The organism is Stenotrophomonas sp. SBJS02 (genome assembly GCF_020428325.2).
Classification (GTDB): Bacteria; Pseudomonadota; Gammaproteobacteria; order Xanthomonadales; family Xanthomonadaceae; genus Stenotrophomonas; species Stenotrophomonas africana.
Genome location: NZ_CP109812.1, coordinates 1,937,926 through 1,960,582 on the forward strand (window position 1 = coordinate 1,937,926; position 22,657 = coordinate 1,960,582).

At 65.6% G+C, this 22,657-nt stretch carries 17 protein-coding genes and 2 pseudogenes; 10 read left to right on the plus strand and 9 right to left on the minus strand.

The genetic code is table 11. The annotated features are described in order from the left end of the window. The first annotated feature begins 274 nt into the window (after positions 1 to 274). Complete coding sequence (locus tag FQS62_RS09245) at positions 275 to 2,155, plus strand: ATP-binding cassette domain-containing protein (RefSeq protein ID WP_049447843.1); 1,881 nt, start codon at positions 275 to 277, stop codon at positions 2,153 to 2,155. A gap of 75 nt (positions 2,156 to 2,230) precedes the next feature. Here FQS62_RS09245 and FQS62_RS09250 read toward each other — a convergent pair whose 3' ends face one another. The 3 genes from FQS62_RS09250 to FQS62_RS09260 form a co-directional block, all read right to left on the minus strand. Beyond that, positions 2,231 to 3,145, minus strand: a complete 915-nt coding sequence (locus tag FQS62_RS09250; RefSeq protein ID WP_268924577.1) for an IS110-like element ISStma6 family transposase — start codon at positions 3,143 to 3,145, stop codon at positions 2,231 to 2,233. 297 nt (positions 3,146 to 3,442) lie between these two features. Continuing rightward, positions 3,443 to 3,904 carry a c-type cytochrome gene (locus FQS62_RS09255; RefSeq protein ID WP_049447845.1) on the minus strand — a complete coding sequence of 154 codons (462 nt, stop codon included), beginning with the start codon at positions 3,902 to 3,904 and terminating at the stop codon, positions 3,443 to 3,445. Between the two features lie 9 nt (positions 3,905 to 3,913). Next, on the minus strand, positions 3,914 to 4,303 hold the full coding sequence (locus tag FQS62_RS09260) for a c-type cytochrome (protein WP_049447846.1): 390 nt from the start codon (positions 4,301 to 4,303) through the stop codon (positions 3,914 to 3,916). 205 nt (positions 4,304 to 4,508) lie between these two features. On the opposite strand from FQS62_RS09260, the gene FQS62_RS09265 reads away from it, so the two are divergent. From FQS62_RS09265 to FQS62_RS09275, 3 genes and pseudogenes are all read left to right on the plus strand, one after another. Further along, positions 4,509 to 5,660, plus strand: a complete 1,152-nt coding sequence (locus tag FQS62_RS09265) for an efflux RND transporter periplasmic adaptor subunit (RefSeq protein WP_208043236.1) — start codon at positions 4,509 to 4,511, stop codon at positions 5,658 to 5,660. A gap of 62 nt (positions 5,661 to 5,722) precedes the next feature. Further along, a pseudogene (locus FQS62_RS09270) lies at positions 5,723 to 9,178 on the plus strand (efflux RND transporter permease subunit); the annotation flags it as partial. Continuing rightward, positions 9,175 to 12,265: pseudogene (locus tag FQS62_RS09275) on the plus strand (efflux RND transporter permease subunit). The pseudogenes FQS62_RS09270 and FQS62_RS09275, both read left to right, overlap by 4 nt. A gap of 139 nt (positions 12,266 to 12,404) precedes the next feature. Here the strand turns inward: FQS62_RS09275 and FQS62_RS09280 are convergent. The 6 genes from FQS62_RS09280 to ykgO all read right to left on the minus strand — a co-directional run bounded on the left by FQS62_RS09280 (position 12,405) and on the right by ykgO (position 16,966). Further along, entirely contained in the window at positions 12,405 to 13,637 is a 1,233-nt protein-coding gene (locus FQS62_RS09280; RefSeq protein ID WP_010484557.1) for a TraB/GumN family protein, read from the minus strand. Continuing rightward, the gene (locus tag FQS62_RS09285) at positions 13,630 to 14,160 is read right to left on the minus strand and encodes a GNAT family N-acetyltransferase (protein ID WP_049447852.1); all 531 of its coding nucleotides are present in this window, start codon (positions 14,158 to 14,160) and stop codon (positions 13,630 to 13,632) included. Before FQS62_RS09285 ends, FQS62_RS09280 begins: the two co-directional genes overlap by 8 nt. A 14-nt stretch (positions 14,161 to 14,174) precedes the next feature. Beyond that, the gene (locus FQS62_RS09290) at positions 14,175 to 15,062 is read right to left on the minus strand and encodes a carbon-nitrogen hydrolase (RefSeq protein ID WP_049442792.1); all 888 of its coding nucleotides are present in this window, start codon (positions 15,060 to 15,062) and stop codon (positions 14,175 to 14,177) included. Between the two features lie 225 nt (positions 15,063 to 15,287). Next, positions 15,288 to 16,325, minus strand: a complete 1,038-nt coding sequence (locus FQS62_RS09295) for an agmatine deiminase family protein (RefSeq protein ID WP_208043240.1) — start codon at positions 16,323 to 16,325, stop codon at positions 15,288 to 15,290. A gap of 39 nt (positions 16,326 to 16,364) precedes the next feature. After that, positions 16,365 to 16,664 carry a hypothetical protein gene (locus FQS62_RS09300; RefSeq protein WP_226053522.1) on the minus strand — a complete coding sequence of 100 codons (300 nt, stop codon included), beginning with the start codon at positions 16,662 to 16,664 and terminating at the stop codon, positions 16,365 to 16,367. A gap of 176 nt (positions 16,665 to 16,840) precedes the next feature. Next, on the minus strand, positions 16,841 to 16,966 hold the full coding sequence (ykgO, locus tag FQS62_RS09305) for a type B 50S ribosomal protein L36 (protein WP_005409283.1): 126 nt from the start codon (positions 16,964 to 16,966) through the stop codon (positions 16,841 to 16,843). A gap of 197 nt (positions 16,967 to 17,163) precedes the next feature. Between ykgO and cmk the strand changes: the two genes are divergently transcribed. The 6 genes from cmk to FQS62_RS09335 all read left to right on the plus strand — a co-directional run bounded on the left by cmk (position 17,164) and on the right by FQS62_RS09335 (position 22,655). Continuing rightward, positions 17,164 to 17,841: a (d)CMP kinase gene (cmk, locus tag FQS62_RS09310; protein WP_049399452.1), complete on the plus strand. Its 678-nt coding sequence runs from the start codon at positions 17,164 to 17,166 to the stop codon at positions 17,839 to 17,841. Positions 17,842 to 18,039: 198 nt separating this feature from the next. Beyond that, complete coding sequence (gene rpsA / locus FQS62_RS09315) at positions 18,040 to 19,725, plus strand: 30S ribosomal protein S1 (protein WP_049447857.1); 1,686 nt, start codon at positions 18,040 to 18,042, stop codon at positions 19,723 to 19,725. An 86-nt stretch (positions 19,726 to 19,811) separates the two neighbouring features. Then, positions 19,812 to 20,117: an integration host factor subunit beta gene (locus FQS62_RS09320; protein WP_005409286.1), complete on the plus strand. Its 306-nt coding sequence runs from the start codon at positions 19,812 to 19,814 to the stop codon at positions 20,115 to 20,117. Positions 20,118 to 20,192: 75 nt separating this feature from the next. After that, complete coding sequence (locus tag FQS62_RS09325) at positions 20,193 to 20,477, plus strand: lipopolysaccharide assembly protein LapA domain-containing protein (RefSeq protein WP_049447858.1); 285 nt, start codon at positions 20,193 to 20,195, stop codon at positions 20,475 to 20,477. Between the two features lie 6 nt (positions 20,478 to 20,483). After that, entirely contained in the window at positions 20,484 to 21,662 is a 1,179-nt protein-coding gene (lapB, locus tag FQS62_RS09330) for a lipopolysaccharide assembly protein LapB (RefSeq protein WP_049447859.1), read from the plus strand. Between the two features lie 3 nt (positions 21,663 to 21,665). Then, positions 21,666 to 22,655, plus strand: a complete 990-nt coding sequence (locus tag FQS62_RS09335; protein WP_208043706.1) for an MraY family glycosyltransferase — start codon at positions 21,666 to 21,668, stop codon at positions 22,653 to 22,655. Positions 22,656 to 22,657 lie beyond the last annotated feature (2 nt).

The following is a 22,657-nucleotide window of genomic DNA, read 5'->3' on the forward strand; positions in this document are numbered from 1 at the left end:
GGTCGACACCCACCAGAGCAGAATGCCGTTCCGACAGATCGCGGGAAACTGTCAGAGGCGGGGTGGTGTGGGTCTGCAGGACCGTTGGCGCCATGGATGGCGCCATCGAGCCCCCATGGATGGGTTTACGGCCTGTCCTGCAGGCCCACACCGCCCCGCCATCCCACAGGAAACCGGCTTTTGACGTTGCCGTTGAGATTGCCGGCCAGCGGCCGGCACTACCGCGGGTGCCGGGTGCAACCCGGCCGACGCCCCCAACCCGTACAATATCCGGATGCCTCTGATTACCCTACAGAACGTCGACTTCAGCGTCGGCGGCCCGTTGTTGCTGGAAAAGGCCGAACTGTCGATCGAGCCGGGCGAACGCATCGCCCTGATCGGCCGCAACGGCGCCGGCAAATCCACCCTGCTCAAGCTGCTGTCCGGCGACCACAAGCCCGATGACGGCGAAGTCCGCGTGCAGCAGGGCGTGCGTGTCACCCGCCTGGAGCAGGAAGTGCCACACGGCGCGGCCGGTTCGGTGTTCGACGTCGTCGCCGATGGCCTCGGCGAACTGGGCCAGTGGCTGGCCGAGTTCCACCACCTCAGCCATGCCGAGGTCTTCGATGGCGAAGCCCTCGGCAACGTGCAGGCCAAGATCGATGCCGCCAACGGCTGGGGCCTGGACCAGCGCGTCAGCGAAACCCTGACCAAGCTCGACCTGGATGGGGAGGCCGAGTTCGGCCGCCTGTCCGGCGGCATGAAGCGCCGCGTGCTGCTCGCCCGCGCGCTGGTGTCCAGCCCCGATGTGCTGCTGCTGGACGAACCGACCAACCACCTGGACATCGAGGCCATCGACTGGCTCGAAGCGTTCCTGAAGGGCTGGAGCGGCAGCGTGGTGTTCGTCACCCATGACCGCCGCTTCCTGCGTGCGCTGGCCACCCGCATCGTCGAGATCGATCGCGGCCAGGTCACCAGCTGGCCGGGCGACTGGGCCAACTACGAGCGCCGCCGCGAGGAACGCCTCAATGCACAGGCGCAGGAAAACGCACGCTTCGACAAGCTGCTGGCGCAGGAAGAAGTCTGGATCCGCCAGGGCATCAAGGCCCGCCGCACCCGCGATGAAGGCCGTGTGCGCCGCCTGAAGGCGATGCGCAACGAACGTTCGCAGCGTCGCGACCTCAGCGGCAACGTCAAGATGGAAGCCGCGCAGGGCGTCAGCTCCGGCAAGAAGGTGATCGACGTCAAGGACATTTCGTTCGCCTTCGGCGAGCGCACCATGGTCCGCGATTTCACCACCACCATCCTGCGTGGCGATCGCATCGGCCTGATCGGCCCCAACGGCAGCGGCAAGACCACGCTGCTGAAGCTGCTGCTGGGCGAACTGCAGCCGGCCAAGGGTGAGGTCAATGCGGGCACCAACCTGCAGATCGCGTATTTCGACCAGTACCGTGCGGTGCTGCGCGAAGACTGGAGCGCGATCGAGAACGTGGCCGAAGGCCGCGACTTCCTCGAGTTCAACGGCAAGCGCAAGCATGTGCATGCTTACCTGCAGGACTTCATGTTCACCCCGGAACGTGCACGTGCGCCGATCACCCGCCTGTCCGGTGGCGAGCGCAACCGCCTGCTGCTGGCCAAGCTGTTCGCGCAGCCGTCCAACCTGCTGGTGATGGACGAACCGACCAACGACCTCGACGTGGAAACCCTGGAGCTGCTGGAAGAGCTGCTGGGCGACTACACCGGCACCCTGCTGCTGGTCAGCCACGACCGTGACTTCATCGACAACGTGGTGACCTCCACGCTGGTGATGGAAGGCGACGGTGTGATCGGTGAGTACGTTGGCGGCTACAGCGACTGGCAGCGTTATGCGGCCAGTGTGGCGACGCCTGCTGCGGCTCCGGCAGCCAAGCCGGCGGCAGCTGCACCGGCCGCCACGGCCGCTGCTCCGGCTGCGCCCAAGCGCAAGCTGGCCTACAAGGAAGCGCGCGAACTGGAGCAGTTGCCGAAGACCATCGAGAAGCTGGAAGGCGATGTCGAAGGCCTGACCTCGGCGATGAACGACCCGTCGTTCTACACCCGCAGCAGTGCCGAAGTGACCGCGCACACGCAGCAGCTGGCCAAGGTGCAGGCCGAGCTGGATGCCGCGTACGCGCGCTGGGAAGAGCTGGAAGGCTGAGCGTTGACCGGCGCCAGCGGTTGCGCCGATTGATGTAGAGCCGAGCCCACGCTCGGCTCAGTAGCAACTGTCTTGTCAGGGGCAGCCGAGGGCCACCTCGGCGTCCCGCTTACGGGCGTTGAGGATCACCAGCATTTTGCGCATGACCGCCACGAGCGCCACCTTGCTCGCTTTGCCCTTGGCCTTCAGGCCAGCGTAAAACGCGCGCAGTCCTGGCTCGTACCGGATGGCCGTCAGGGCCGCCATGTAAAGGGCTTCGCGTACCACTGCGCGCCCACCACTGATCCGCCGTTGGCCCTGCCAGGTGCCACTTTCGCGGTTCATCGGGGCCAACCCCACCAGCGATGCTATGGCTTTGCTTCCCAAGCTGCCCAGTTCGGGCAACTCGCAGGCCAGTGTGCTGATCAGGATGGGGCCGACGCCTTTGAGCGTGCCGATATTCTTCCAGCCAGGCTGTCCCTCAAGCTGCTCGGCAATAGCTTTATCCAGTTGCTTCAGGTCGTCAGATAGCTGGGCTATATGGCGTTGCTTCATCGCAATCAGATCCGGATCGACCAATCGCCGCAAGCGCTGCATCTCACTGACCCGCATCTGCACCAAATGCCTGCGGCATTGCGCAAATTCAGCCAGACGCTGCCGCCAAGGGGCAGGCGGTACGTAGCGGGTCAGCGGCAACAAATGGGCCATCTGCGCCAGCACTGTCGCATCGAGCCGATCGGTCTTGGCGGCACGGCCCGTGCCTTGGGCAAATCGCCGTGCACGCGCCGGATTGATTCGCACCATCGGCAGGCCGGCGGCGTGCAATACATCCAGAGCAGCACGCTCGTAACCCCCGCTTGCCTCAAGAACGACCTGCTTGATCGGCCACGTCTTCAGCCACCGAATCAAGCGCACAAAGCCGCGCTTGTCGTTGCTGAATTGGCGAAACTGCTCTCCATGGACGACCACATCCAGCGTGGCTTTGCTCACATCGATCCCGATCCCAAACATGGCAGAACTCCGCTAGGCTGACAGGGTCGAGAGCTCTCCCCGCTTGCCCAGTCTTATCAGTTCGAGCGCCAACTCAACCAACTGTTCGGGCGGTTCAGGGAGAATCCGGCGTGGGGACCCAAGCTACTTCTCGGTCGCAAGACCTGGATCCACACGGTCGCCCACGCCGGGCTCTCGGCCCCCAAGGTGCCAGATCGGCAAGAGATAAGATCCACGCCATGCGTGGATATCCGGATCTGTGCGGACCAACGGTCCGCACCCACCAATCAACGGTCCGCACAGACCGGGGGCCGGCGGTCATTTGACCCCGTGCAGATCCCGCAGCTGGGTCGGCCGGCTGCCGAAATACGCCGCCAGATCGGCAATGTCCTGATCACTCAGGTCCTTCGCCTGCGGCGTCATCAGCGCATGCTGGCGGTCACCGGCGCGGTAGGCCTGCAGCGCATGCGCCAGGTAGTCGCCGTACTGCCCACCCAGCTTCGGATAGGTCGGATCGATCGGCGCATTGCCGTCGGCCCCGTGGCAGTCGATGCAACTCTGGTTGGTGGCTTTGCCCTTCACCTTGGCGCGGGCTTCACCTGCTGCCTCGCGACCTGCCGGCAGGCCGGCGGAGGACGATGAACCGTGTTCGCCGCTGGCATGGCCCGGGTCGGCGGCGGATTTCTCGCTGTTCTCCACCTGCGACTGCGAACAGGCCGCCAGCAGCAGGGCAACGGACAGGGCGATGGCGTGACGCATCGGATGCGCGGCTTTCGACATGGGCGGGCCTTACTTGACGGTGGACAGGTAAACAGCGAGATCGGCGATCTCCTGTTCGCTGAAACTCATCGACTGCGCCTGCATCGTCGGATGCCTGCGCTTGCCCTGGCGGTACTCGGTCAGGGCCTGGGCCAGGTACTGCTGGGTCTGGCCGCCGATCTTCGGCACCCGGTAACTGGGGTAGGCGTTCTTGTAACCGGTGATGCCATGGCACCCCTGGCAGGTATAGGCCAGGACACGGCCATTGTCGAAGTTGCCGGTGGGGGCGGCAGGCGCCGGGGCAGCGGCGGGAGCCGGGGCCGGGGCAGGTGTGGCAGGAGCAGGAGCGGGCTGTGCGGCGGCCCCAAGGGGCAGGAGGACGGCCAGAGCGAGACAAGCGGCGAGCGGCTGCGGGCGCATGGTGTCGTTTCCGGGGATTCGGGTCTGGTCGTTCCGGCGTGGGGTACGGAACGCCCCGAGTATAGCCTCAGGTTTCATCTAGCTGAAATGGGGGTGGCCCGACCAGCGGCGTGAAGAGACCATGACCTTTGGGATATGGTGTTGCCGTGAAGTGGTGCATTACTTTGCTACCACACCTGTCCACGCATCCTCCAGGGACCTGACGATGTCACACCCAACCTTCCTGTCCGGCCGTCGCAGCGGAATCTGCGCTGCCGCACTGCTGATCTCCACCTCCCTGCTGCTGGGCGGTTGCGCCGCAGGGCCCAATTCCGAAGCCAAGGCTGCCGAGACCAAGGAGGAGAAGAAGGTTGACGCGGTCCCCGTCGAAGTGGCCGTGGCCAGCCATCGCGCGGTTGCCGCCAGCTACACCGGCACCGCTGCGCTGGAACCGCGCGCCGAATCGCAGGTGGTGGCCAAGACCTCCGGCGTGGCGCTGGCGGTGCTGGTCGAGGAAGGCCAGCGGGTCACCGCCGGGCAGCCGCTGGTGCGCCTGGACCCGGACCGTGCACGCCTGGCCGTTGCCCAGAGCGAAGCGCAGATGCGCAAGCTGGAAAACAACTACCAGCGTGCACAGAAACTGGTTGGCCAGCAGATGGTCAGCGCCGCCGATGTCGACCAGCTGCGTTTTGATCTGGAAAACGCCCGTGCGCAGTACCGCCTGGCTACGCTGGAGCTGTCCTACACCACCGTCGTGGCACCGATCTCCGGCGTGATCGCCTCGCGCTCGATCAAGACCGGCAACTTCGTGCAGATCAATACACCGATCTTCCGCATCGTCGACAACTCGCGGCTGGAAGCCACCCTCAACGTGCCCGAGCGTGAGCTGGCCACCCTGCGCGCCGGCCAGCCGGTGACGCTGGCCGCCGATGCGCTGCCGGGGCAGAGCTTCACCGGCACCGTCGATCGCATCGCGCCGGTGGTGGATTCGGGCAGCGGCACGTTTCGCGTGGTCAGTGCCTTCGACGGCGCCGCGCACGCGCTGCAGCCCGGCATGTTCGGGCGCATCCGCATTGATTACGACCAGCGTGCCGATGCGCTGGTGGTGCCGCGCCTGGCGCTGCTCGACGACGGTGAGCCGGCGGTGTTCCGGGTGCGCGAAGGCAAGGTCGCACGCGTTCCGGTCAAGCTGGGTTACGCCGAGGGCCCGTGGGTGGAGATCCGTGATGGCCTGGCGGCCGGTGATCAGGTGGTCACCGCCGGCAAGGTCGCCCTGCGCGACGGCACCGCAGTGCAGGTGATCGCCGATCCGAAGGCAAAGGCAAAGACGGTCGCAGCGGCCGCCAAGCCGGCAGACAAGGCCGGGAGCAAGCAATGACCGGCCCGGGCCACGACCACGGTGCCTCGCCGGCGAGCGACGGCGCCGCCGCCGGCATGCGCGGCGGCCTGGTGGAATTCGCCACCCGCCGCCGCGTGACCATCGCCATGTGCACGGTCACGCTGCTGCTGTTCGGCCTGATCGCGCTGGGCAACCTCAAGGTCAACCTGCTGCCGGACCTGAGTTACCCGACGCTGACCGTGCGAACCGAGTACACCGGCGCGGCGCCGACCGAAATCGAAACCCTGATCACCCAGCCGGTCGAAGAAGCGGTGGGCGTGGTCAAGAACCTGCGCAAGCTGAAGTCGGTCTCGCGCACCGGCCAGAGCGACGTGGTGCTGGAGTTTGCCTGGGGCACCAACATGGACCAGGCCAGCCTGGAGGTGCGCGACAAGATGGAAGCGCTGAACCTGCCGCTGGAGGCCAAGGCCCCGGTGCTGCTGCGCTTCAATCCGTCCACGGAGCCGATCATGCGCCTGGTGCTGTCCAGCAAGACCGCACCGGCCAGCGATGCCGATGCGGTCCGCGAGCTGACCGGCCTGCGCCGCTATGCCGACGAAGACCTGAAGAAGAAGCTGGAGCCGGTCACCGGCGTGGCAGCGGTCAAGGTCGGTGGCGGCCTTGAGGACGAGATCCAGGTCGACATCGACCAGCAGAAGCTGGCACAGCTGAATCTGCCGATCGACACCGTCATCAAGCGCCTGAAGGACGAGAACATCAACATCTCCGGCGGTCGCCTGGAGGAGGGTTCGCAGCGCTTCCTGGTGCGCACCGTCAACCAGTTCGCCGACCTGGAGGAGATCCGCAACCTGCTGGTCACCACCCAGGGCTCGAACGGAAGTGCAGCCGACTCGGCATTGCAGCAGATGTTCAACATCGCCGCGTCGACTGGTTCGGCCGCGGCCATCGCAGCGGCCTCGGCGGCGCAGAGCGCATCGTCCGGTGCTGGCTCCAGCGTGGTCGCCAATGGCGTGCCGGTACGCCTGAAGGACGTGGCCACCGTTCGCCAGGGCTACAAGGAGCGCGAAGCGGTGATCCGGCTGGGCGGCAAGGAATCGGTTGAACTGGCCATCTACAAGGAAGGCGACGCCAATACGGTGTCCACCGCCGAAGCGCTGCGCAAGCGCCTGGAGCAGATCAAGGGCACGTTCCCGTCCGATGTCGAGATGACCACCATCGAGGACCAGTCGCGCTTCATCGAGCACGCCATCGCCGACGTCAAGAAGGATGCGGTGATCGGTGGCCTGCTGGCGATCCTGATCATCTTCCTGTTCCTGCGCGATGGCTGGAGCACGTTCGTGATCAGCCTGTCGCTGCCGGTCTCGATCATCGCCACGTTCTTCTTCATGGGCCAGCTCGGCTTGAGCTTGAACGTGATGTCGCTGGGCGGCCTGGCATTGGCCACCGGCCTGGTGGTGGATGACTCGATCGTGGTGCTGGAGAGCATTGCCAAGGCCCGCGAGCGTGGCCTGGGCATCCTGCAGGCGGCGATCGTCGGTACCCGCGAAGTGAGCATGGCGGTGGTCGCCTCGACCCTGACCACCATCGCGGTGTTCCTGCCGCTGGTGTTCGTCGACGGCATCGCCGGCCAGCTGTTCCGTGATCAGGCACTGACCGTGGCGATCGCGATCGCGATCTCGCTGCTGGTGTCGATGACCCTGATTCCGATGCTGAGCTCGCTGAAGGGACGGCCGCCGCTGGCGTTCCCGGAAGAGGCGCCGAACGAACCGTGGCAACCGCAGAGCCGCTGGCAGAAGCCGGTTGCGCTGGGCCGCCGTGGCGCCGTGGCGACCGCGCGCTGGGGCTTCTACGCGCTGGCCTGGCTGATCGTGCGCCTGTGGCGTGGGGTGGTCGCGGTGGTCGGCCCGGTGATGCGCAAGGCCAGCGACCTGGCGATGAAGCCCTATGCCGGTGCCGAGCGCGGCTACCTGCGGCTGCTGCCGAGCGCGCTGGCCCATCCGGGCAAGGTGCTGGGGGTGGCCACGATCATCTTCGTGGCGACCATGGCGCTGGTGCCGATGCTCGGCGCCGACCTGATCCCGCAGTTGGCCCAGGACCGCTTCGAGATGACGGTGAAGCTGCCGGCCGGCACGCCGCTGAAGCAGACCGATGCGCTGGTGCGCGAGCTGCAGCTGGCGCACGGCAAGGGGCAGGGCGTCGCATCGCTGTACGGCGTCAGTGGCAGCGGCACCCGCCTGGATGCCAGCCCGACCGAGAGCGGCGAGAACATCGGCAAGCTGACCGTGGTGATGGAAGGCGGCGGCAATGCACGTACCGAAGCGGAGATCACCGAGCGCCTGCGTGACACCATGGGCCAGCATCCGGGTGCACAGGTCGATTTCGCACGACCGGCGTTGTTCAGCTTCTCCACGCCGCTGGAAATCGAGCTGCGCGGGCAGGACATGGCGACGCTGGAAGTGGCCGGCCAGCGCCTGGCGGCGATGCTGCGCGGTAACGCGCACTACGCCGACGTGAAGTCGACGGTGGAAGAGGGCTTCCCGGAAATCCAGATCCGCTTCGACCAGGAACGCGCGGGTGCGCTGGGCCTGACCACGCGCCAGATCGCTGACGTGGTGGTGAAGAAGGTGCGTGGCGACGTGGCCACCCGTTACAGCTTCCGTGACCGCAAGATCGACGTGCTGGTGCGTGCGCAGGAAGGTGATCGTGCCAGCGTGGAAAGCATCCGTCGGCTGATCGTCAATCCGGGCAGCACCCGTCCGGTCACGCTGGATGCGGTGGCCGATGTGGTGGCCACCACCGGCCCCAGCGAGATCCATCGCGCCGACCAGACCCGCGTCGCCGTCGTGTCGGCCAACCTGCGCGATATCGATCTGGGCGCGGCCATGCGCGAAGTGCAGCAGATGGTGGCCGAGCAGCCGCTGGGCGCGGGTGTCGGCCTGCACATCGGTGGCCAGGGTGAGGAGCTGGCGCAGGCGGCGAAGTCGCTGATCTTCGCCTTTGGCCTGGCGATCTTCCTGGTCTACCTGGTGATGGCCTCGCAGTTCGAGTCGCTGCTGCATCCGTTCGTGATCCTGTTCACCATCCCGCTGGCGCTGGTCGGTGCGATCCTGGCGCTGATGCTGACCGGCAAGCCCATTTCGGTGGTGGTGTTCATCGGCCTGATCCTGCTGGTCGGCCTGGTCACCAAGAACGCGATCATCCTGATCGACAAGGTCAACCAGCTGCGCGAGGCCGGCGTGGCCAAGCACGAGGCCCTGGTGGAAGGGGCACGCTCGCGCCTGCGGCCGATCATCATGACCACCCTGTGCACGCTGTTCGGCTTCCTGCCGCTGGCGGTGGCGATGGGCGAGGGTGCCGAAGTGCGCGCGCCGATGGCGATCACCGTGATCGGCGGCCTGCTGGTGTCGACCCTGCTCACCCTGCTGGTGATTCCGGTGGTGTACGACCTGATGGATCGTCGCGGTGATGCCTATTACCGCGAACGCGGCCGCAAGCATGCCGGCGAGATCGAACCGGGTGCGGCGGGCAGCGCGGCGGGTGCGGAGGAACCGGCATGAGTGTTGCCGAGTTCTCCATCCGCCGCCCGGTCACCACCATCATGTGTTTCGTATCACTGGTGGTGATCGGCCTGATCGCTTCGTTCCGGCTGCCGCTGGAGGCGCTGCCGGACATCTCCGCGCCGTTCCTGTTCGTGCAGATCCCGTATACCGGTTCAACTCCGGAGGAAGTGGAGCGAACCATCATCCGCCCGGTGGAGGAATCGCTGGCGACGATGACCGGCATCAAGCGCATGCGCTCGTCGGCCACCTCCGAGGCCGCCCTGATCTTCATCGAGTTCAGCGACTGGGACCGCGACATCGCCATCGCTGCCTCCGATGCACGCGAGCGCATCGACGCGATCCGCAGCGACCTGCCGGACGACCTGCAGCGCTACAACGTGTTCAAGTGGTCCAGCAGTGACCAGCCGGTGCTGAAGGTGCGACTGGCCAGCACCACCGACCTGACCACCGCCTATGACATGCTCGACCGCGAATTCAAGCGGCGCATCGAGCGCATCCCCGGCGTGGCGCGCGTCGACATCACCGGTGCGCCGCCGAACGAGGTGGAGATCGCCATCGATCCGAACCGGCTCAACGCGCACGGGCTGAGCATCAACGAGCTGAGCGAGCGTTTGCGCACGCTGAACTTCTCGATCTCGGCCGGGCAGATCGACGACAACGGCCAGCGCGTGCGCGTGCAGCCGGTGGGCGAGATCACCGACCTGCAGGAAATGCGCGACCTGGTGATCAACGCCAAGGGCCTGCGCCTTGGGGATATCGCTGACGTGCGCCTGAAGCCGGCGCGGATGAACTACGGGCGACGCCTCGATGGCAACCCGGCCGTCGGCCTGGATATTTTCAAGGAGCGCAGCGCCAACCTGGTGGAAGTCTCGCGCGCGGCGCTGGCCGAGGTCGAGTCGATCCGTGCGGAGGCGTCGATGCGCGACGTGCAGATCAAGGTGATCGACAACCAGGGCAAGGCGGTGACGTCCTCGCTGCTGGAACTGGCCGAGGCCGGTGCCGTCGGCCTGATCCTGTCGGTGACGGTGCTGTTCTTCTTCCTGCGCCATTGGCCATCCACGTTGATGGTGACCCTGGCCATTCCGATCTGCTTCACCATCACCCTGGGCTTCATGTACTTCGTGGGGGTGACGCTGAACATCCTGACCATGATGGGCCTGCTGCTGGCGGTGGGCATGCTGGTCGACAACGCCGTGGTGGTGGTCGAGAGCATCTACCAGGAGCGCGAGCGGCTGCCGGGGCAGCCGCGGCTGGCCTCGATCATCGGCACCCGCAACGTGGCCATCGCGCTCAGCGCCGGCACGCTGTGCCACTGCATCGTGTTCGTGCCGAACCTGTTTGGCGAGACCAACAATATCAGCATCTTCATGGCGCAGATCGCGATCACCATCTCGGTCTCGCTGCTGGCCTCATGGCTGGTCGCGGTCAGCCTGATCCCAATGCTGTCCGCGCGCATGGCCACGCCCAAGCTGGTGCACTCGAAGACCGGCATGATCGCGCGCCTGCAGCGCCGCTACGCGCAACTGCTGGACTGGTCGCTGCGCCATCGTGGCTGGAGCCTGCTCGGCATTCTGCTGGTCGTGCTGGTCAGCCTGGTGCCGATGAAGCTGACCAAGATCGACATGTTCGGCGGTGACGGCGGCAAGGACATCTTCATCGGCTACATGTGGAAGGGCGCCTACACCTACCGCCAGATGTCCGAGGAAGTGGCACGGGTGGAGAACTGGATCGACGAGAACCGCGAGCGCCTGCACGTCAAGCAGGTGTATTCCTGGTACAGCGAACAGGAAGGCAGCTCGACCGTGGTCACCCTGGACGAGAAGTACGCCAAGGACATCAAGTCGCTGCAGGAAGAGCTGCGCAAGGGTCTTCCGAAGTCGGCCCGCACCGACTACTTCGTCGGGAACCAGGGGGGGGGATGGCGGCGGTGGTGGCGGCAATCAGGGCGTGCAGGTGCAGCTGGTGGGCGACTCCAGTTCGATGCTGCAGGAAATCGGCCAGGAAGTGGTGCCACTGCTGGCCCAGCGTGCCGAGCTGCGCGATGTGCGCATCGACAATGGCGAGAAGGGCGGCGAGCTGAAGGTGCGCGTCGACCGTGAGCGTGCCGCCGCATTCGGCTTCAATGCCGAGCAGGTGGCCAGCTTCGTCGGCCTGGCCCTGCGCGGTGCGCCGCTGCGTGAGTTCCGCCGCGGTGACAACGAAGTGCCGGTGTGGGTGCGCTTTGCCGGTGCCGAGCAGAGCAGCCCGGAAGACCTGGCCGGCTTCAGCGTGCGCACCGGCGACGGCCGCAGCGTGCCACTGCTGAGCCTGGTCACCGTCGACGTCGGTTCGTCAGCCACCCAGATCGGACGCACCAACCGCCAGACCACGCTGACCATCAAGGCCAACCTGGCCGAGAAGGTCACCGCGCCCGATGGCCGCAAGGCGATGGAGTCCGTGCTCAAGCCGATGAACTTCCCGGCCGGTTATGGCTTCACCTTCGATGGCGGCGACTACGGCAACGACGACGAGGCGATGCAGCAGATGGTGTTCAACCTGCTGATCGCGCTGGTGATGATCTACGTGGTGATGGCGGCGGTGTTCGAGTCGCTGCTGTTCCCGGCGGCGATCATGAGTGGCGTGCTGTTCTCGATCTTCGGCGTGTTCTGGCTGTTCTGGATCACCGGCACCTCGTTCGGAATCATGTCCTTCATCGGCATCCTGGTGCTGATGGGCGTGGTGGTGAACAACGGCATCGTGATGATCGAGCACATCAACAACCTGCGGCGCGGCGGCATGGGACGCACGCAGGCGCTGGTGGAGGGTTCACGCGAACGATTGCGCCCGATCATGATGACCATGGGCACGGCGATCCTGGCGATGGTGCCGATCTCGCTGACCAACACGCAGATGTTCGGCAATGGCCCCGAGTACGCGCCGATGGCGCGCGCGATTGCCGGTGGCCTGGCGTTCTCGACCGTGGTCAGCCTGCTGTTCCTGCCGACCATCTATGCGGTGCTGGATGACATTCGCAGTGCCGTGACGCGGCTGGTCCGCCGCGCACGCGGCCTGGAGAGGGTAGAGCCGGGCGCTGCCCGGCTCTAATACACGTCAACGTGTTGTGGTGTGGGGGAGGCCGGTCGTAGTGGGGCGGCTCCCCCTTTTTTTGCCGGGCATGGCGTGCCAACCAAGGTTGGCACCTACCAGAGCGCAGTCGAGCTTGGCTCGACGCTACACGGAACAATCAACCCGCCACCTTGCCCCACACCTTGAACGTGGTCAGCCACAGGCCGAGCATGCTGCCGATGTTGGTCAGCATGAAGGTGAGCACCACGCGGGTGACGCGGTTGCGATACCAGCCCTTCAGGCTCTGCGCGTCGTCGCGCAGCTTCAGGAAGTCTTCGTAAGCCGGCTTGCGCAGGCGCGCTTCCACCAGCGCCGAGAATGCGCCGGTCGGGATGCTCAGGCGGAACGGCTTGAACGGGGCCACTGCGATCGCAGTCAGGATGCTCAGCGGATGGCCGCCGGCCAACAGGCAGCCCAGGCCGGCGAGGCCGCCGGTATACATCGCCCAGGTCGCCAGCAGTTCGGTGCCCACGCCCAGTCCGCCGCGGTAGAAGCCCACGCCGATACCGGTCGCCACGATCGCCAGGATGCCCAGCGTGAACCACGGAATGTTGCGCTTCTTCGGCACCGCTTCCAGCTCGGCGCGCAGCGGCGCCGGTGCTTCGGTGTCGGTTTCCAGATAGCGCGCCAGACCCGCAAGGTGACCCGCACCGACAACCGCCAGCACTTCACGCTGCTGCGGGTTGTGTTCCTCGCGCAGGCGCGTGGCCATGTAGCGGTCGCGCTCGCCGATGATGGTCTCGTACAGTGCCGGGCTCTCGCTGGCGAACTCGCCGAAGCTCGATTCCAGCATGTCGCCCTGCTTGAGCTTCTCGATCTCGTTCTCGCCCACTTCCTCGGACGAGAACAGGCCGGCGCCGAGACCGGCAACCAGCTTCAGCTTGCCGAAGAAGCCCAGCCGCTGCGAGGCGCGGCGGAAGGTCAGGCCGACCTCGCGGTCGATCAGGTGCACCGGCAGGTCGCGTTCGCGCGCCAGTTCCACCGCGCGCTTCAGCTCGGCGCCCGGCTCGATGTCCAGCTGTTCGGCCAGGCGACGCTGGTAGGCGGACAGGGCCAGGTTGGCGGCGAACAGGGCGACGCGGCCCTTGCGGATCACCTCGACCAGGTCGAGCTTGGCCAGCGTGTCGGGGTCGCTCAGCGCCTGCAGGCGCTGCGGGTCCAGTTCAACGGCAACGGCATCGAAGCGGCCGCTGTCGATGGCTTTCTCCACCGCCTCGACGCTGGCGCGGGAGACGTGGGCAGTGCCCAGCAGGGTGTAGCGCACGCCGTCGCGTTCAACGACGCGCACCGGCTGGCCGGCGAACAGGTCGTCGCCGGTCTCGGGAAGGGTTTCGGTCATGGGTTCATTCATTGGAAGGTGCGGTGTCGGCGCCGTCGCCGAGCGCGCGCTGCATCTGCACGGTATCCAGCCAGCGGCCATGCTTGCGGCCGAGGCCACGGAACACGCCCACCAGCTCGAAGCCGAAGCGTTCGTGCAGCTTGATTGAAGCGGTATTGGTCGGTTCGCCGATCACCGCCACCATCTGCCGGTAGCCACGCGCCACGCAGGCGTCGATCAACGCCTGCAGCAGGCCGGTGCCAACGCCCTTGCCCTGGAACGCGGCATCGACGTAGACCGAGTTTTCCACGGTCCACTGGTAGGCAACGCGGGTGCGGTAAGTATTGGCGTAGGCATAGCCGGCCACCTGGCCGTCGATTTCGGCGACCAGGTAGGGAAAGCCGCGATCGATGATGTCGCGCATGCGGCGCAGCATCTCGGTCGCGTCCGGGATGTCGTACTCGTAGGTGTTGACGAAGTCGGTCACTTCCACCGCGTAGATCGCGGTGATCGCGTCGATGTCGGCCGGGCCGGCATCACGGATGAGGACGGCCATGCGCGGGCTCCAGCTCAGTCGATGTAGCGCTTGAGCAGGTCACCGTACGCGTCGATGCGGCGGTCGCGCAGGAACGGCCAGATGCGGCGCACATGCTCGCTGCGCTGCAGGTCGACATCGCACAGCAGAACCGTGGCATCGGTGCCGGCTTCGGCCAGGAACTCACCCTGCGGGCCCAGCACGTGGCTGTTGCCCCAGAACTGGATGCCCGACGCGCCCAGCGGTGAGGCCTCGTGGCCGACGCGGTTGCAGCTCAGCACCGGCAGGCCGTTGGCCACGGCGTGGCCGCGGTGGCTCAGCACCCACGCGTCGCGCTGGCGGGTCTTCTCGTCCTGCACATCGTCCGGGTCCCAGCCGATCGCGGTCGGGTACAGCAGCAGTTCGGCACCGGCCAACGCCATCAGGCGCGCCGCTTCCGGGTACCACTGGTCCCAGCACACCAGCACGCCAAGGCGACCCACCGAGGTATCGATCGGCGTGAAGCCGATGTCGCCCGGGGTGAAGTAGAACTTCTCGTAGAAGCCCGGGTCGTCCGGGATATGCATCTTGCGGTACTTGCCCAGCAGCGTACCGTCCTTCTCGAACACCACCGCGGTGTTGTGGTACAGGCCGGCAGCACGGCGCTCGAACAGCGAGCCGACCAGTACCACGCCGTGCTTCTTCGCCAGCGCGCCCAGGCGCTCGGTGCTCGGGCCCGGAATCGGCTCGGCCAGGTCGAACTCGTCCACCGATTCGTGCTGGCAGAAGTACGGGCCGTTATGCAGTTCCTGCAGCAGCACCAGTTTCGCGCCCTGCGCAGCCGCCTCGGCCACGCGTGCTTCGATCACCGCCAGGTTGGCGGCGGCATCACCGTGGTTGCGCTCCTGGATCAGGGCGACGGTAAGGGGGCTGCGCGAGTTCATGCGGGGCGTTCCTGCGGGGGAAAACCTGCATGTTAGCGCGGATGGGCAGCGACCGCGTGTCGCGCGCTGAATGGGCCGGTGTTGTAGAGCCGAGCCCATGCTCGGCTGCGTTCTGCTCCGGTCGCGCGAGCGCGCCAGCCGAGCGTGGGCTCGGCTCTACAAAAGGCCAGTCGAGCATGGCTCGAAGCTACAGGGGGAGCGCCGGGCGTGGCCCGGCGTCATCCGTCATGCCTTCAGCAGGCCTTCCGGCAGCTGCATGGTGATGCAGTGCAGGCTGCCGTTCTGCCAGATCAGCGAGCGGCAGGGCACCTGCACGATCTCGCGGCCCGGGTGCGCCTGCGCCAGCACATCGCGGGCCAGATCGTCGGCTGGATCGCCATAGGCCGGCATCAGCACCGCGCCATTGACGATCAGGTAGTTCGCGTACGACGCGGCCAGGCGACGGCCTTCGTCGATCACCGGCTGTGCCCACGGCAACGGGAACAGGCGGTACGGCTGGCCGTCCTTGGTGCGCAGCGCCGCCAGCTCATTGCCCATCGCCTGCAGTTCGGCGTAGTGCGAGTCGCTCTCGTCGTCGCAGGCCTGGTAGACGATGCTGTCAGCCGAGGCGAAGCGGGCGAGGGTGTCGATGTGTGCGTCGGTGTCGTCGCCTTCCAGGTAGCCGTGGTCCAGCCACAGCACGCGGTCCTGCTGCAGCCAATCGGCCAGGTCGGCGCTCAGGCTGGCGCGGTCGCGGTCCGGGTGGCGCTCGTGCAGGCACTTCCAAGTGGTCAGCAGGGTGCCTTCACCGTCGGTCTCGATGCCGCCGCCTTCCAGCGCGAACGGAATGCTGCGCACCGGGGCGTTGTTGAACACGCCGGCCTGGTCGAGCACGCCCACCAGCTGGTCATCCAGGGTGGCGTCGAACTTGCCGCCCCAGCCGGTGAAGCGGAAATCCAGCAGCTGGAACCCGCCATCGGCGCGGCGCAGGGTGATCGGGCCGGAGTCGCGCAGCCAGGTATCGTCGTAGGCCGCCGTGGTGAAGTGGGCCTTGTCCATGTCGATGCGGTTGGAGCGCAGCCGCATCTCGGCGTAGGTCTCCACATCGTCGTCGGCCACGCAGATCAGCACCGGCTGGAAGCGGGTGATGGCCGCGACCAGGGCGATGTAGGTCTCTTCCACCTGGCCCAGGCGGTCGGCCCAGTCGGTGTCGGCGGTGGGCCAGGCAATCAGGACGCCGCTCTGGGCTTCCCACTCGGCAGGAAAACGAAGGGTCTGGTTCATGGTCTCGCTACACAGGCCCGCCCACGGCGGGTAAAGGGATCAACGGATCGGCGGTTTCGGGCCGATTTCGTTCGGGTCCGCCTGGTTGGCCACCACGTCGATCACCTTCTGCTTCTCGAAGTAGACGGTGAACTGCGGGTACACCCAGCGGTTGATGGTCGGCCATTGCCGCTTCTGCCCGCCACGCGGCTGCAGCTGTTCGCTCGGCGCGCCGAACTGCGCCTGCACCTGCTGCATGCTCTGGCCGCGCACGGGCAGGGCACCGGCCGGCTTCTCGCGGGCACGGTCGACAAGCAGGGTATCGGCCATCGCCGGTGTGGCGGCGGCCAGGGTGGCCATCACGGCCAGGGCGGACAGGTAACGCTTCATCTCGATCTACTCCCCAGTGGTCAAGAAAGGCGATTACAGCAAAAACGGCAGGAAAAAGCCGCATAAACAAAAAACCGCCCGAAGGCGGCTTTTTGCATCGGATCGGCCCCGCGTAGGGCCAGCCGCAGCCGCGAAGGCTGTTGGGCTTAGCGCTGACGCGCCTTGAAACGCGGGTTCGACTTGCAGATGACGAAGATCTTGCCACGACGACGCACGACCTTGCAGTCACGGTGACGGGCCTTCGCCGACTTCAGGGAGGACAGGACTTTCATGGCATACCTCGGCGTAAACAGTAGTTGTTCGGGTGGAGCGTGGCCGCGATATGCGAAAGACAATCGGCAGTTGACGCTCGTTCAAGCCCGCCATTCTACCGGGCTTTTCCTCGTGGTTTCAAGTGGTTGCACAAAAGATCCCGTTGGGGGCGTCTGACAGGGGCTAGAATGACCCCTTCACACGCTCTGGGAACCCCATGAATCCACTCGCTCCCGTCCTGACCATCGACGGCCCTTCAGGGGCTGGCAAGGGTACCATCAGCCGCATCATCGCGCGCCGGATGGGCTGGCATTACCTGGATTCGGGCGCGCTGTACCGGGCGGTGGGCGTGGCCGCGAGCTGGGCCGACATCGACACCTCCGATGCCTCGGCGCTGGTCCGCTGCACCTTCGATACCCACGTTCAGTTTGTCGAGCAGGGTGAAGCCATGCGGGTCATGGTGAACGGCACCGATGCCACCGACGAGCTGCGGCTGGAGACCACCGGCGCGCTGGCCTCGGCCATTGCTGCCATTCCCGAGGTCCGGGCCGCCCTGAAGGAGCGCCAGCGCGCATTCAGGGAGCTGCCCGGCCTGGTCGCCGATGGCCGCGACATGGGCACGGTGATCTTCAAGGACGCCCCCTACAAGGTCTTCCTGACCGCCAGTGCCGAGGAGCGCGCTGAGCGCCGGCATAAGCAGTTGAAAGACAAGGGGGTTTCTGTTAACTTTGATGACCTCCTGCGCGAGATCATGGCCCGCGACGCCCGTGATGCTCAGCGTACCGTGGCGCCCCTGAAGCCGGCAGACGATGCTGTCCTCATCGACACCACAGGCATCGGCATCGCAGATGTCGTTGCCAGAGTGATGGATCTGCTTCCGGTTCCGGCTGCCTGATCCGTTCGCGCGGGAGCACTGCCAGCAACATCGGTGGTGGTCGCGCATAGCAGTGCTGTACCAGCTCCGTCGCGCAATGATGCGTGGCGGTTTTCCTACTACACACGACCTGCGTTTCCGGGGTCGACCAACAGGCGGGCGGTCGCCATTCCCCTGAAGGGGACGCTACCGACCCATGTGTCCAACAGAGTAAATCTAATGACCGAATCATTTGCCGAACTGTTTGAAGCCAGCCAGGCCAACCTGGCCAAGCTGAAGCCGGGCGCCATCGTCAGCGGTACCGTTGTTGAAGTCCGCGGCGACGTCGTGGTGATCAACGCTGGCCTGAAGTCCGAAGGCATCGTGCCGATCGAACAGTTCCGTAACGACGCTGGCGAAATCGACGTCGCCGAAGGCGACATCGTCAAGGTCGCCCTCGACTCGATCGAGAACGGCTTCGGCGAAACCGTCCTGTCGCGCGAGAAGGCCAAGCGCGCGATGGTGTGGGACGAGCTGGAAGAAGCGTTGGAAAAGAACGAAACCATCACCGGTCGCATCAGCGGCAAGGTCAAGGGTGGTTTCACCGTGGACATCAAGGATGTCCGCGCCTTCCTGCCGGGTTCCCTGGTCGATGTGCGCCCGGTGCGCGATCCGGCCTACCTGGAAGGCAAGGAACTCGAGTTCAAGCTCATCAAGCTGGATCGCAAGCGTAACAACGTCGTGGTCTCGCGCCGCGCTGTCGTCGAAAGCGAGCACTCGGAAGAGCGCGAGCAGCTGATGGACAAGCTGCAGGAAGGCGCGATCCTGAAGGGTGTCGTCAAGAACCTGACCGACTACGGCGCGTTCGTGGACTTGGGCGGTATCGACGGCCTGCTGCACATCACCGACATGGCGTGGAAGCGCGTGCGTCACCCGTCGGAAGTCGTGAACGTCGGCGACGAGCTGGACGTCCGCGTGCTGAAGTTCGACCGCGAGCGCAACCGCGTTTCGCTGGGCCTGAAGCAGCTGGGCGAGGATCCGTGGGACAACATCGGCCGTCGTTACCCGGCCAACAGCCGCGTCTTTGGCAAGGTCTCCAACGTCACCGATTACGGTGCGTTCGTTGAGATCGAGCCGGGCGTCGAAGGCCTGGTGCACGTCTCCGAGATGGATTGGACCAACAAGAACGTCAACCCGTCCAAGGTTGTGCAGGTTGGTGACGAAGTCGAAGTGATGGTGCTGGACGTCGATGAAGAGCGTCGCCGTATCTCGCTGGGCATGAAGCAGGTTGCCGCCAATCCGTGGGAAACCTTCGCTGCCACCCACAAGAAGGGTGACAAGGTGTCGGGCCAGATCAAGTCGATCACCGACTTCGGCATCTTCATCGGCCTGGACGGCGGCATCGACGGCCTGGTTCACCTGTCCGACATCAGCTGGGCCACCACCGGCGAAGACGTCGTTCGCAACTTCAAGAAGGGCGATACCCTGGACGCCGTCGTCCTGGCCGTCGACCCGGAGCGCGAGCGCATCTCCCTGGGCGTGAAGCAGCTGGAGCAGGATCCGTTCGGCCAGTACATGGCTGCCAATCCGAAGGGCTCCAAGGTCGAAGGCGTGGTGAAGGAAGTCGACGCCAAGGGCGCCGTGATCGAACTGGCCGACGGCATCGAAGGCTACGTGTCGGCTCGCGACATCGCCAACGAGCGCGTTGACGACGCTACCCAGCACCTGAAGGTCGGCGACAAGGTCGAAGCCAAGTTCGTGGGCATGGACCGCAAGGGCCGCACCCTGCAGCTGTCGATCAAGGCCAAGGATGACGCGGAAATGCGCGAAGTGCTGGAGGAATACCAGTCCTCTTCGGCTTCCAGCGGCACCACCCAGCTGGGCGCGCTGCTGCGTGCACAGCTGAACGGCAACAAGTCCGAGTAATCGGCCTTACGCTGTTCGTTGTTTCCTGGACGGCCCGGGCATTGCCCGGGCGTTTCAGGCTGAGATGCCCCTGATGTGAGCCGGTGATGACCAAATCCGAACTGATCGAAATCCTTGCGCGCCGCCAGGCGCACCTGAAGGCCGATGATGTCGATCTGGCGGTGAAGTCGTTGCTGGAAATGATGGGCGGATCGCTGTCCGCCGGGGATCGCATCGAAATCCGTGGTTTCGGCAGCTTTTCGCTGCACTATCGTCCGCCGCGCCTGGGTCGCAACCCGAAGACCGGCGAATCGGTTGCCCTGCCGGGCAAGCATGTCCCCCATTTCAAGCCGGGCAAGGAACTGCGCGAGCGGGTCAGCAGTGTGCTGCCGCTGGACGCCGATCCGGCCTGAGCCCCGTCGCGCCACCGCGTGCGAATCCAGCCGCGAGTCGGATAAGCTACGGACTCCTGCCACTGGAGCTGTCGCATGAAGGTTTTTCGTCTGCTGGTCCTGCTGGCGGTCCTGATCCTTGGGCTGATCATTGGTGCGGTCAACATGACCGCAATGTCGATCAACCTGCTGTTTACCCAATTGAACACCTCCGTCGGTGTGGCGCTGATTGCCGCCCTGCTGATCGGTGTCGTGGTCGGCGCCGGTCTGGTGCTGGTGAGCGTGGTCATTCCGCTCTACAGCCAGTTGCGCCGCGCCAACAAGTCCGTGGCGGCCACCCCGGCCGCAGGCGTTTCCCCCCAATCTTTTGATGGACGTTGATCGAAGATGGATTTCGTCACCGAGTGGTTCTGGTTCTTTCTGTTCGTTCCGTTGGCTGCACTGGCCGGGTGGGTGATCGGACGGCGTGGCGGTCAACGCCACGGTGACAACCAGGTGAGCCGACTGTCCAGCACCTACTTCCGCGGTCTGAACTACCTGCTCAACGAACAGCCGGACAAGGCCATCGAGCTGTTCCTGCACATCGCCGAGCTGGACAAGGAAACCTTCGAGACCCAGGTCGCGCTGGGCCACCTGTTCCGCCGTCGCGGTGAGGTGGATCGCGCGATCCGCCTGCACCAGGGCCTGGTCAACCGCCATGACCTGAGCGATGCACAGCGCGTGCAGGCCCTGCTGGCGCTGGGCGAGGACTACATGAAGTCCGGTCTGCTGGACCGCGCCGAGACCGTGTTCACCGAGCTGGCGCAGCTGGACCAGCGTGCACCGCAGGCGCTGAAGCACCTGATCGGCATCTACCAGGCCGAGCGCGACTGGGAAAAGGCGATCGACAATGCCACCCGCTTCGAAGACGTGACCGGCGAGCCGATGGGCAAGCTGATCGGGCAGTTCGAATGCGAGCTGGCCGAGCGTTTCCGCGGCGCCGGCAAGCTGGAAGAGGCGAGGGCGGCGATCGCTCGTGCCTACCAGGCCGATGCCATGTCGGTACGCGCGGGCATCATCGAAGGGCGCCTGGAGACGGATGCGGGCAACGCCGAAGCCGCCGTGCGTGCGTTCGAGCGCGCTGCCCGCAACGACCCCGAGTATCTGCCGGAGTTGCTGCCCGCATTGATGCAGAACTATCGCAAGGTCGGTGATCTCGGTGGCGCGCGTGCCTTCCTTTCGGAAATGACCGAGCACTACCGTGGCATTGCGCCGGTGCTGGCATTGACCCGTCTGATGGAAGAGCAGGAGGGCGTGGCCCCGGCCCGTGCCTACCTCGGTCGCCAGCTGAAAGATCGTCCGTCGGTACGTGGCGAGTCCGCGCTGATCGACCTGACGCTGGCCGAAGGCGCCGATTCCACCGCCACCCTGCACGACCTCAAGCACATCACCGATCAGCTGCTGGTGCGCAACCCTGCTTATCGCTGCACCCGCTGTGGATTCGGTGCACGCACTCACCACTGGCAGTGCCCGAGCTGCAAGGAGTGGGGCACGGTCAAGCCGCTGCTGAATTACGCGGTGCTCTGATCCATGCCGTGGCTCGTGATGGGCGCGCTGCTGGGGCTGGCCCTGCTGAGTGCGGTGCTGACGTGGGCTGCGCGGGGCTATGCCCTGCGCGAGCAGTTGATGGACCAGCCGGGCGAGCGTCGCAGCCATAGCGTGGCGACCCCGCGCGGCGGCGGCATCGCCATCGTCATCAGCCTCCTGGTCACTGCGGGCGTGGCGATGTGGATCTGGCCCGCAGCAATGCCGAGCCTGCTGCTTGTCAGTCTGGGACTGGTGCTGGTGGCGGGCATCGGCTGGTGGGACGACCACAGGCCGCTGCCGGCCATGCGCCGTCTGATGGTGCATTTCATTGCCGCCGCACTGCTGGCCGCACTGGTAAAGGTGCACGGTGGCAGCTGGCTGCTGGCCGTGCTGGTGCTGCTGTTCACTGCCTCGTTGATCAACATCTGGAACTTCATGGATGGCATCAACGGCATTGCCGCCAGCCAGGCTGTCGTGGTCGCGCTGGGCCTGGCACCAGTGCTGCCCTGGCCGTACTCGCTTGCGGCCGTGGCCCTCGGTCTGGCCTGCCTGGGTTTTCTGCCGTTCAACTTCCCACGGGCGCGGATCTTCATGGGTGATGTCGGAAGTGGCGCACTCGGATATGCGGTTGCCGTCGTTCTGGCGATCGCAAGCCTGAAGACCGATATCCACTGGATCCTGTTGCTGGTGCCGGCCTCGGCGTTCCTCGTGGACGCAGGCTTCACGCTGCTGGCGCGCATCATTTCAGGGCAACGCTGGATGGAACCCCATACCCAGCACGTCTACCAGCGGGCGGTGCAGGCAGGAGCCAGCCATGCCCAGGTGACAGGGATGTACTTTGCTTTGGGCCTGTTCAGTATTACAGTGCTTAATGTCTGCTCGAATTTGCAGCCGAGGTGGGAGGCTGTCGTGGCGATCGCGTGGTTCATTGCGCTGAGCGCCCTCTGGCTCTTCCTGCGCAATGGATTGCGTCACCGACAAGGAACTACCTGACT

What these genes read in the sequence shown, in the direction of transcription:
- FQS62_RS09245 (WP_049447843.1), top strand. Translation starts at nt 275, where the DNA reads ATGCCTCTGATTACCCTACAGAACGTCGACTTCAGCGTCGGCGGCCCG.
- FQS62_RS09250 (WP_268924577.1), bottom strand. Translation starts at nt 3,145, where the DNA reads ATGTTTGGGATCGGGATCGATGTGAGCAAAGCCACGCTGGATGTGGTC.
- FQS62_RS09255 (WP_049447845.1), bottom strand. Translation starts at nt 3,904, where the DNA reads ATGTCGAAAGCCGCGCATCCGATGCGTCACGCCATCGCCCTGTCCGTT.
- FQS62_RS09260 (WP_049447846.1), bottom strand. Translation starts at nt 4,303, where the DNA reads ATGCGCCCGCAGCCGCTCGCCGCTTGTCTCGCTCTGGCCGTCCTCCTG.
- FQS62_RS09265 (WP_208043236.1), top strand. Translation starts at nt 4,509, where the DNA reads ATGTCACACCCAACCTTCCTGTCCGGCCGTCGCAGCGGAATCTGCGCT.
- FQS62_RS09280 (WP_010484557.1), bottom strand. Translation starts at nt 13,637, where the DNA reads ATGAATGAACCCATGACCGAAACCCTTCCCGAGACCGGCGACGACCTG.
- FQS62_RS09285 (WP_049447852.1), bottom strand. Translation starts at nt 14,160, where the DNA reads ATGGCCGTCCTCATCCGTGATGCCGGCCCGGCCGACATCGACGCGATC.
- FQS62_RS09290 (WP_049442792.1), bottom strand. Translation starts at nt 15,062, where the DNA reads ATGAACTCGCGCAGCCCCCTTACCGTCGCCCTGATCCAGGAGCGCAAC.
- FQS62_RS09295 (WP_208043240.1), bottom strand. Translation starts at nt 16,325, where the DNA reads ATGAACCAGACCCTTCGTTTTCCTGCCGAGTGGGAAGCCCAGAGCGGC.
- FQS62_RS09300 (WP_226053522.1), bottom strand. Translation starts at nt 16,664, where the DNA reads ATGGCCACCCTGGCCGCCGCCACACCGGCGATGGCCGATACCCTGCTT.
- ykgO (WP_005409283.1), bottom strand. Translation starts at nt 16,966, where the DNA reads ATGAAAGTCCTGTCCTCCCTGAAGTCGGCGAAGGCCCGTCACCGTGAC.
- cmk (WP_049399452.1), top strand. Translation starts at nt 17,164, where the DNA reads ATGAATCCACTCGCTCCCGTCCTGACCATCGACGGCCCTTCAGGGGCT.
- rpsA (WP_049447857.1), top strand. Translation starts at nt 18,040, where the DNA reads ATGACCGAATCATTTGCCGAACTGTTTGAAGCCAGCCAGGCCAACCTG.
- FQS62_RS09320 (WP_005409286.1), top strand. Translation starts at nt 19,812, where the DNA reads ATGACCAAATCCGAACTGATCGAAATCCTTGCGCGCCGCCAGGCGCAC.
- FQS62_RS09325 (WP_049447858.1), top strand. Translation starts at nt 20,193, where the DNA reads ATGAAGGTTTTTCGTCTGCTGGTCCTGCTGGCGGTCCTGATCCTTGGG.
- lapB (WP_049447859.1), top strand. Translation starts at nt 20,484, where the DNA reads ATGGATTTCGTCACCGAGTGGTTCTGGTTCTTTCTGTTCGTTCCGTTG.
- FQS62_RS09335 (WP_208043706.1), top strand. Translation starts at nt 21,666, where the DNA reads ATGCCGTGGCTCGTGATGGGCGCGCTGCTGGGGCTGGCCCTGCTGAGT.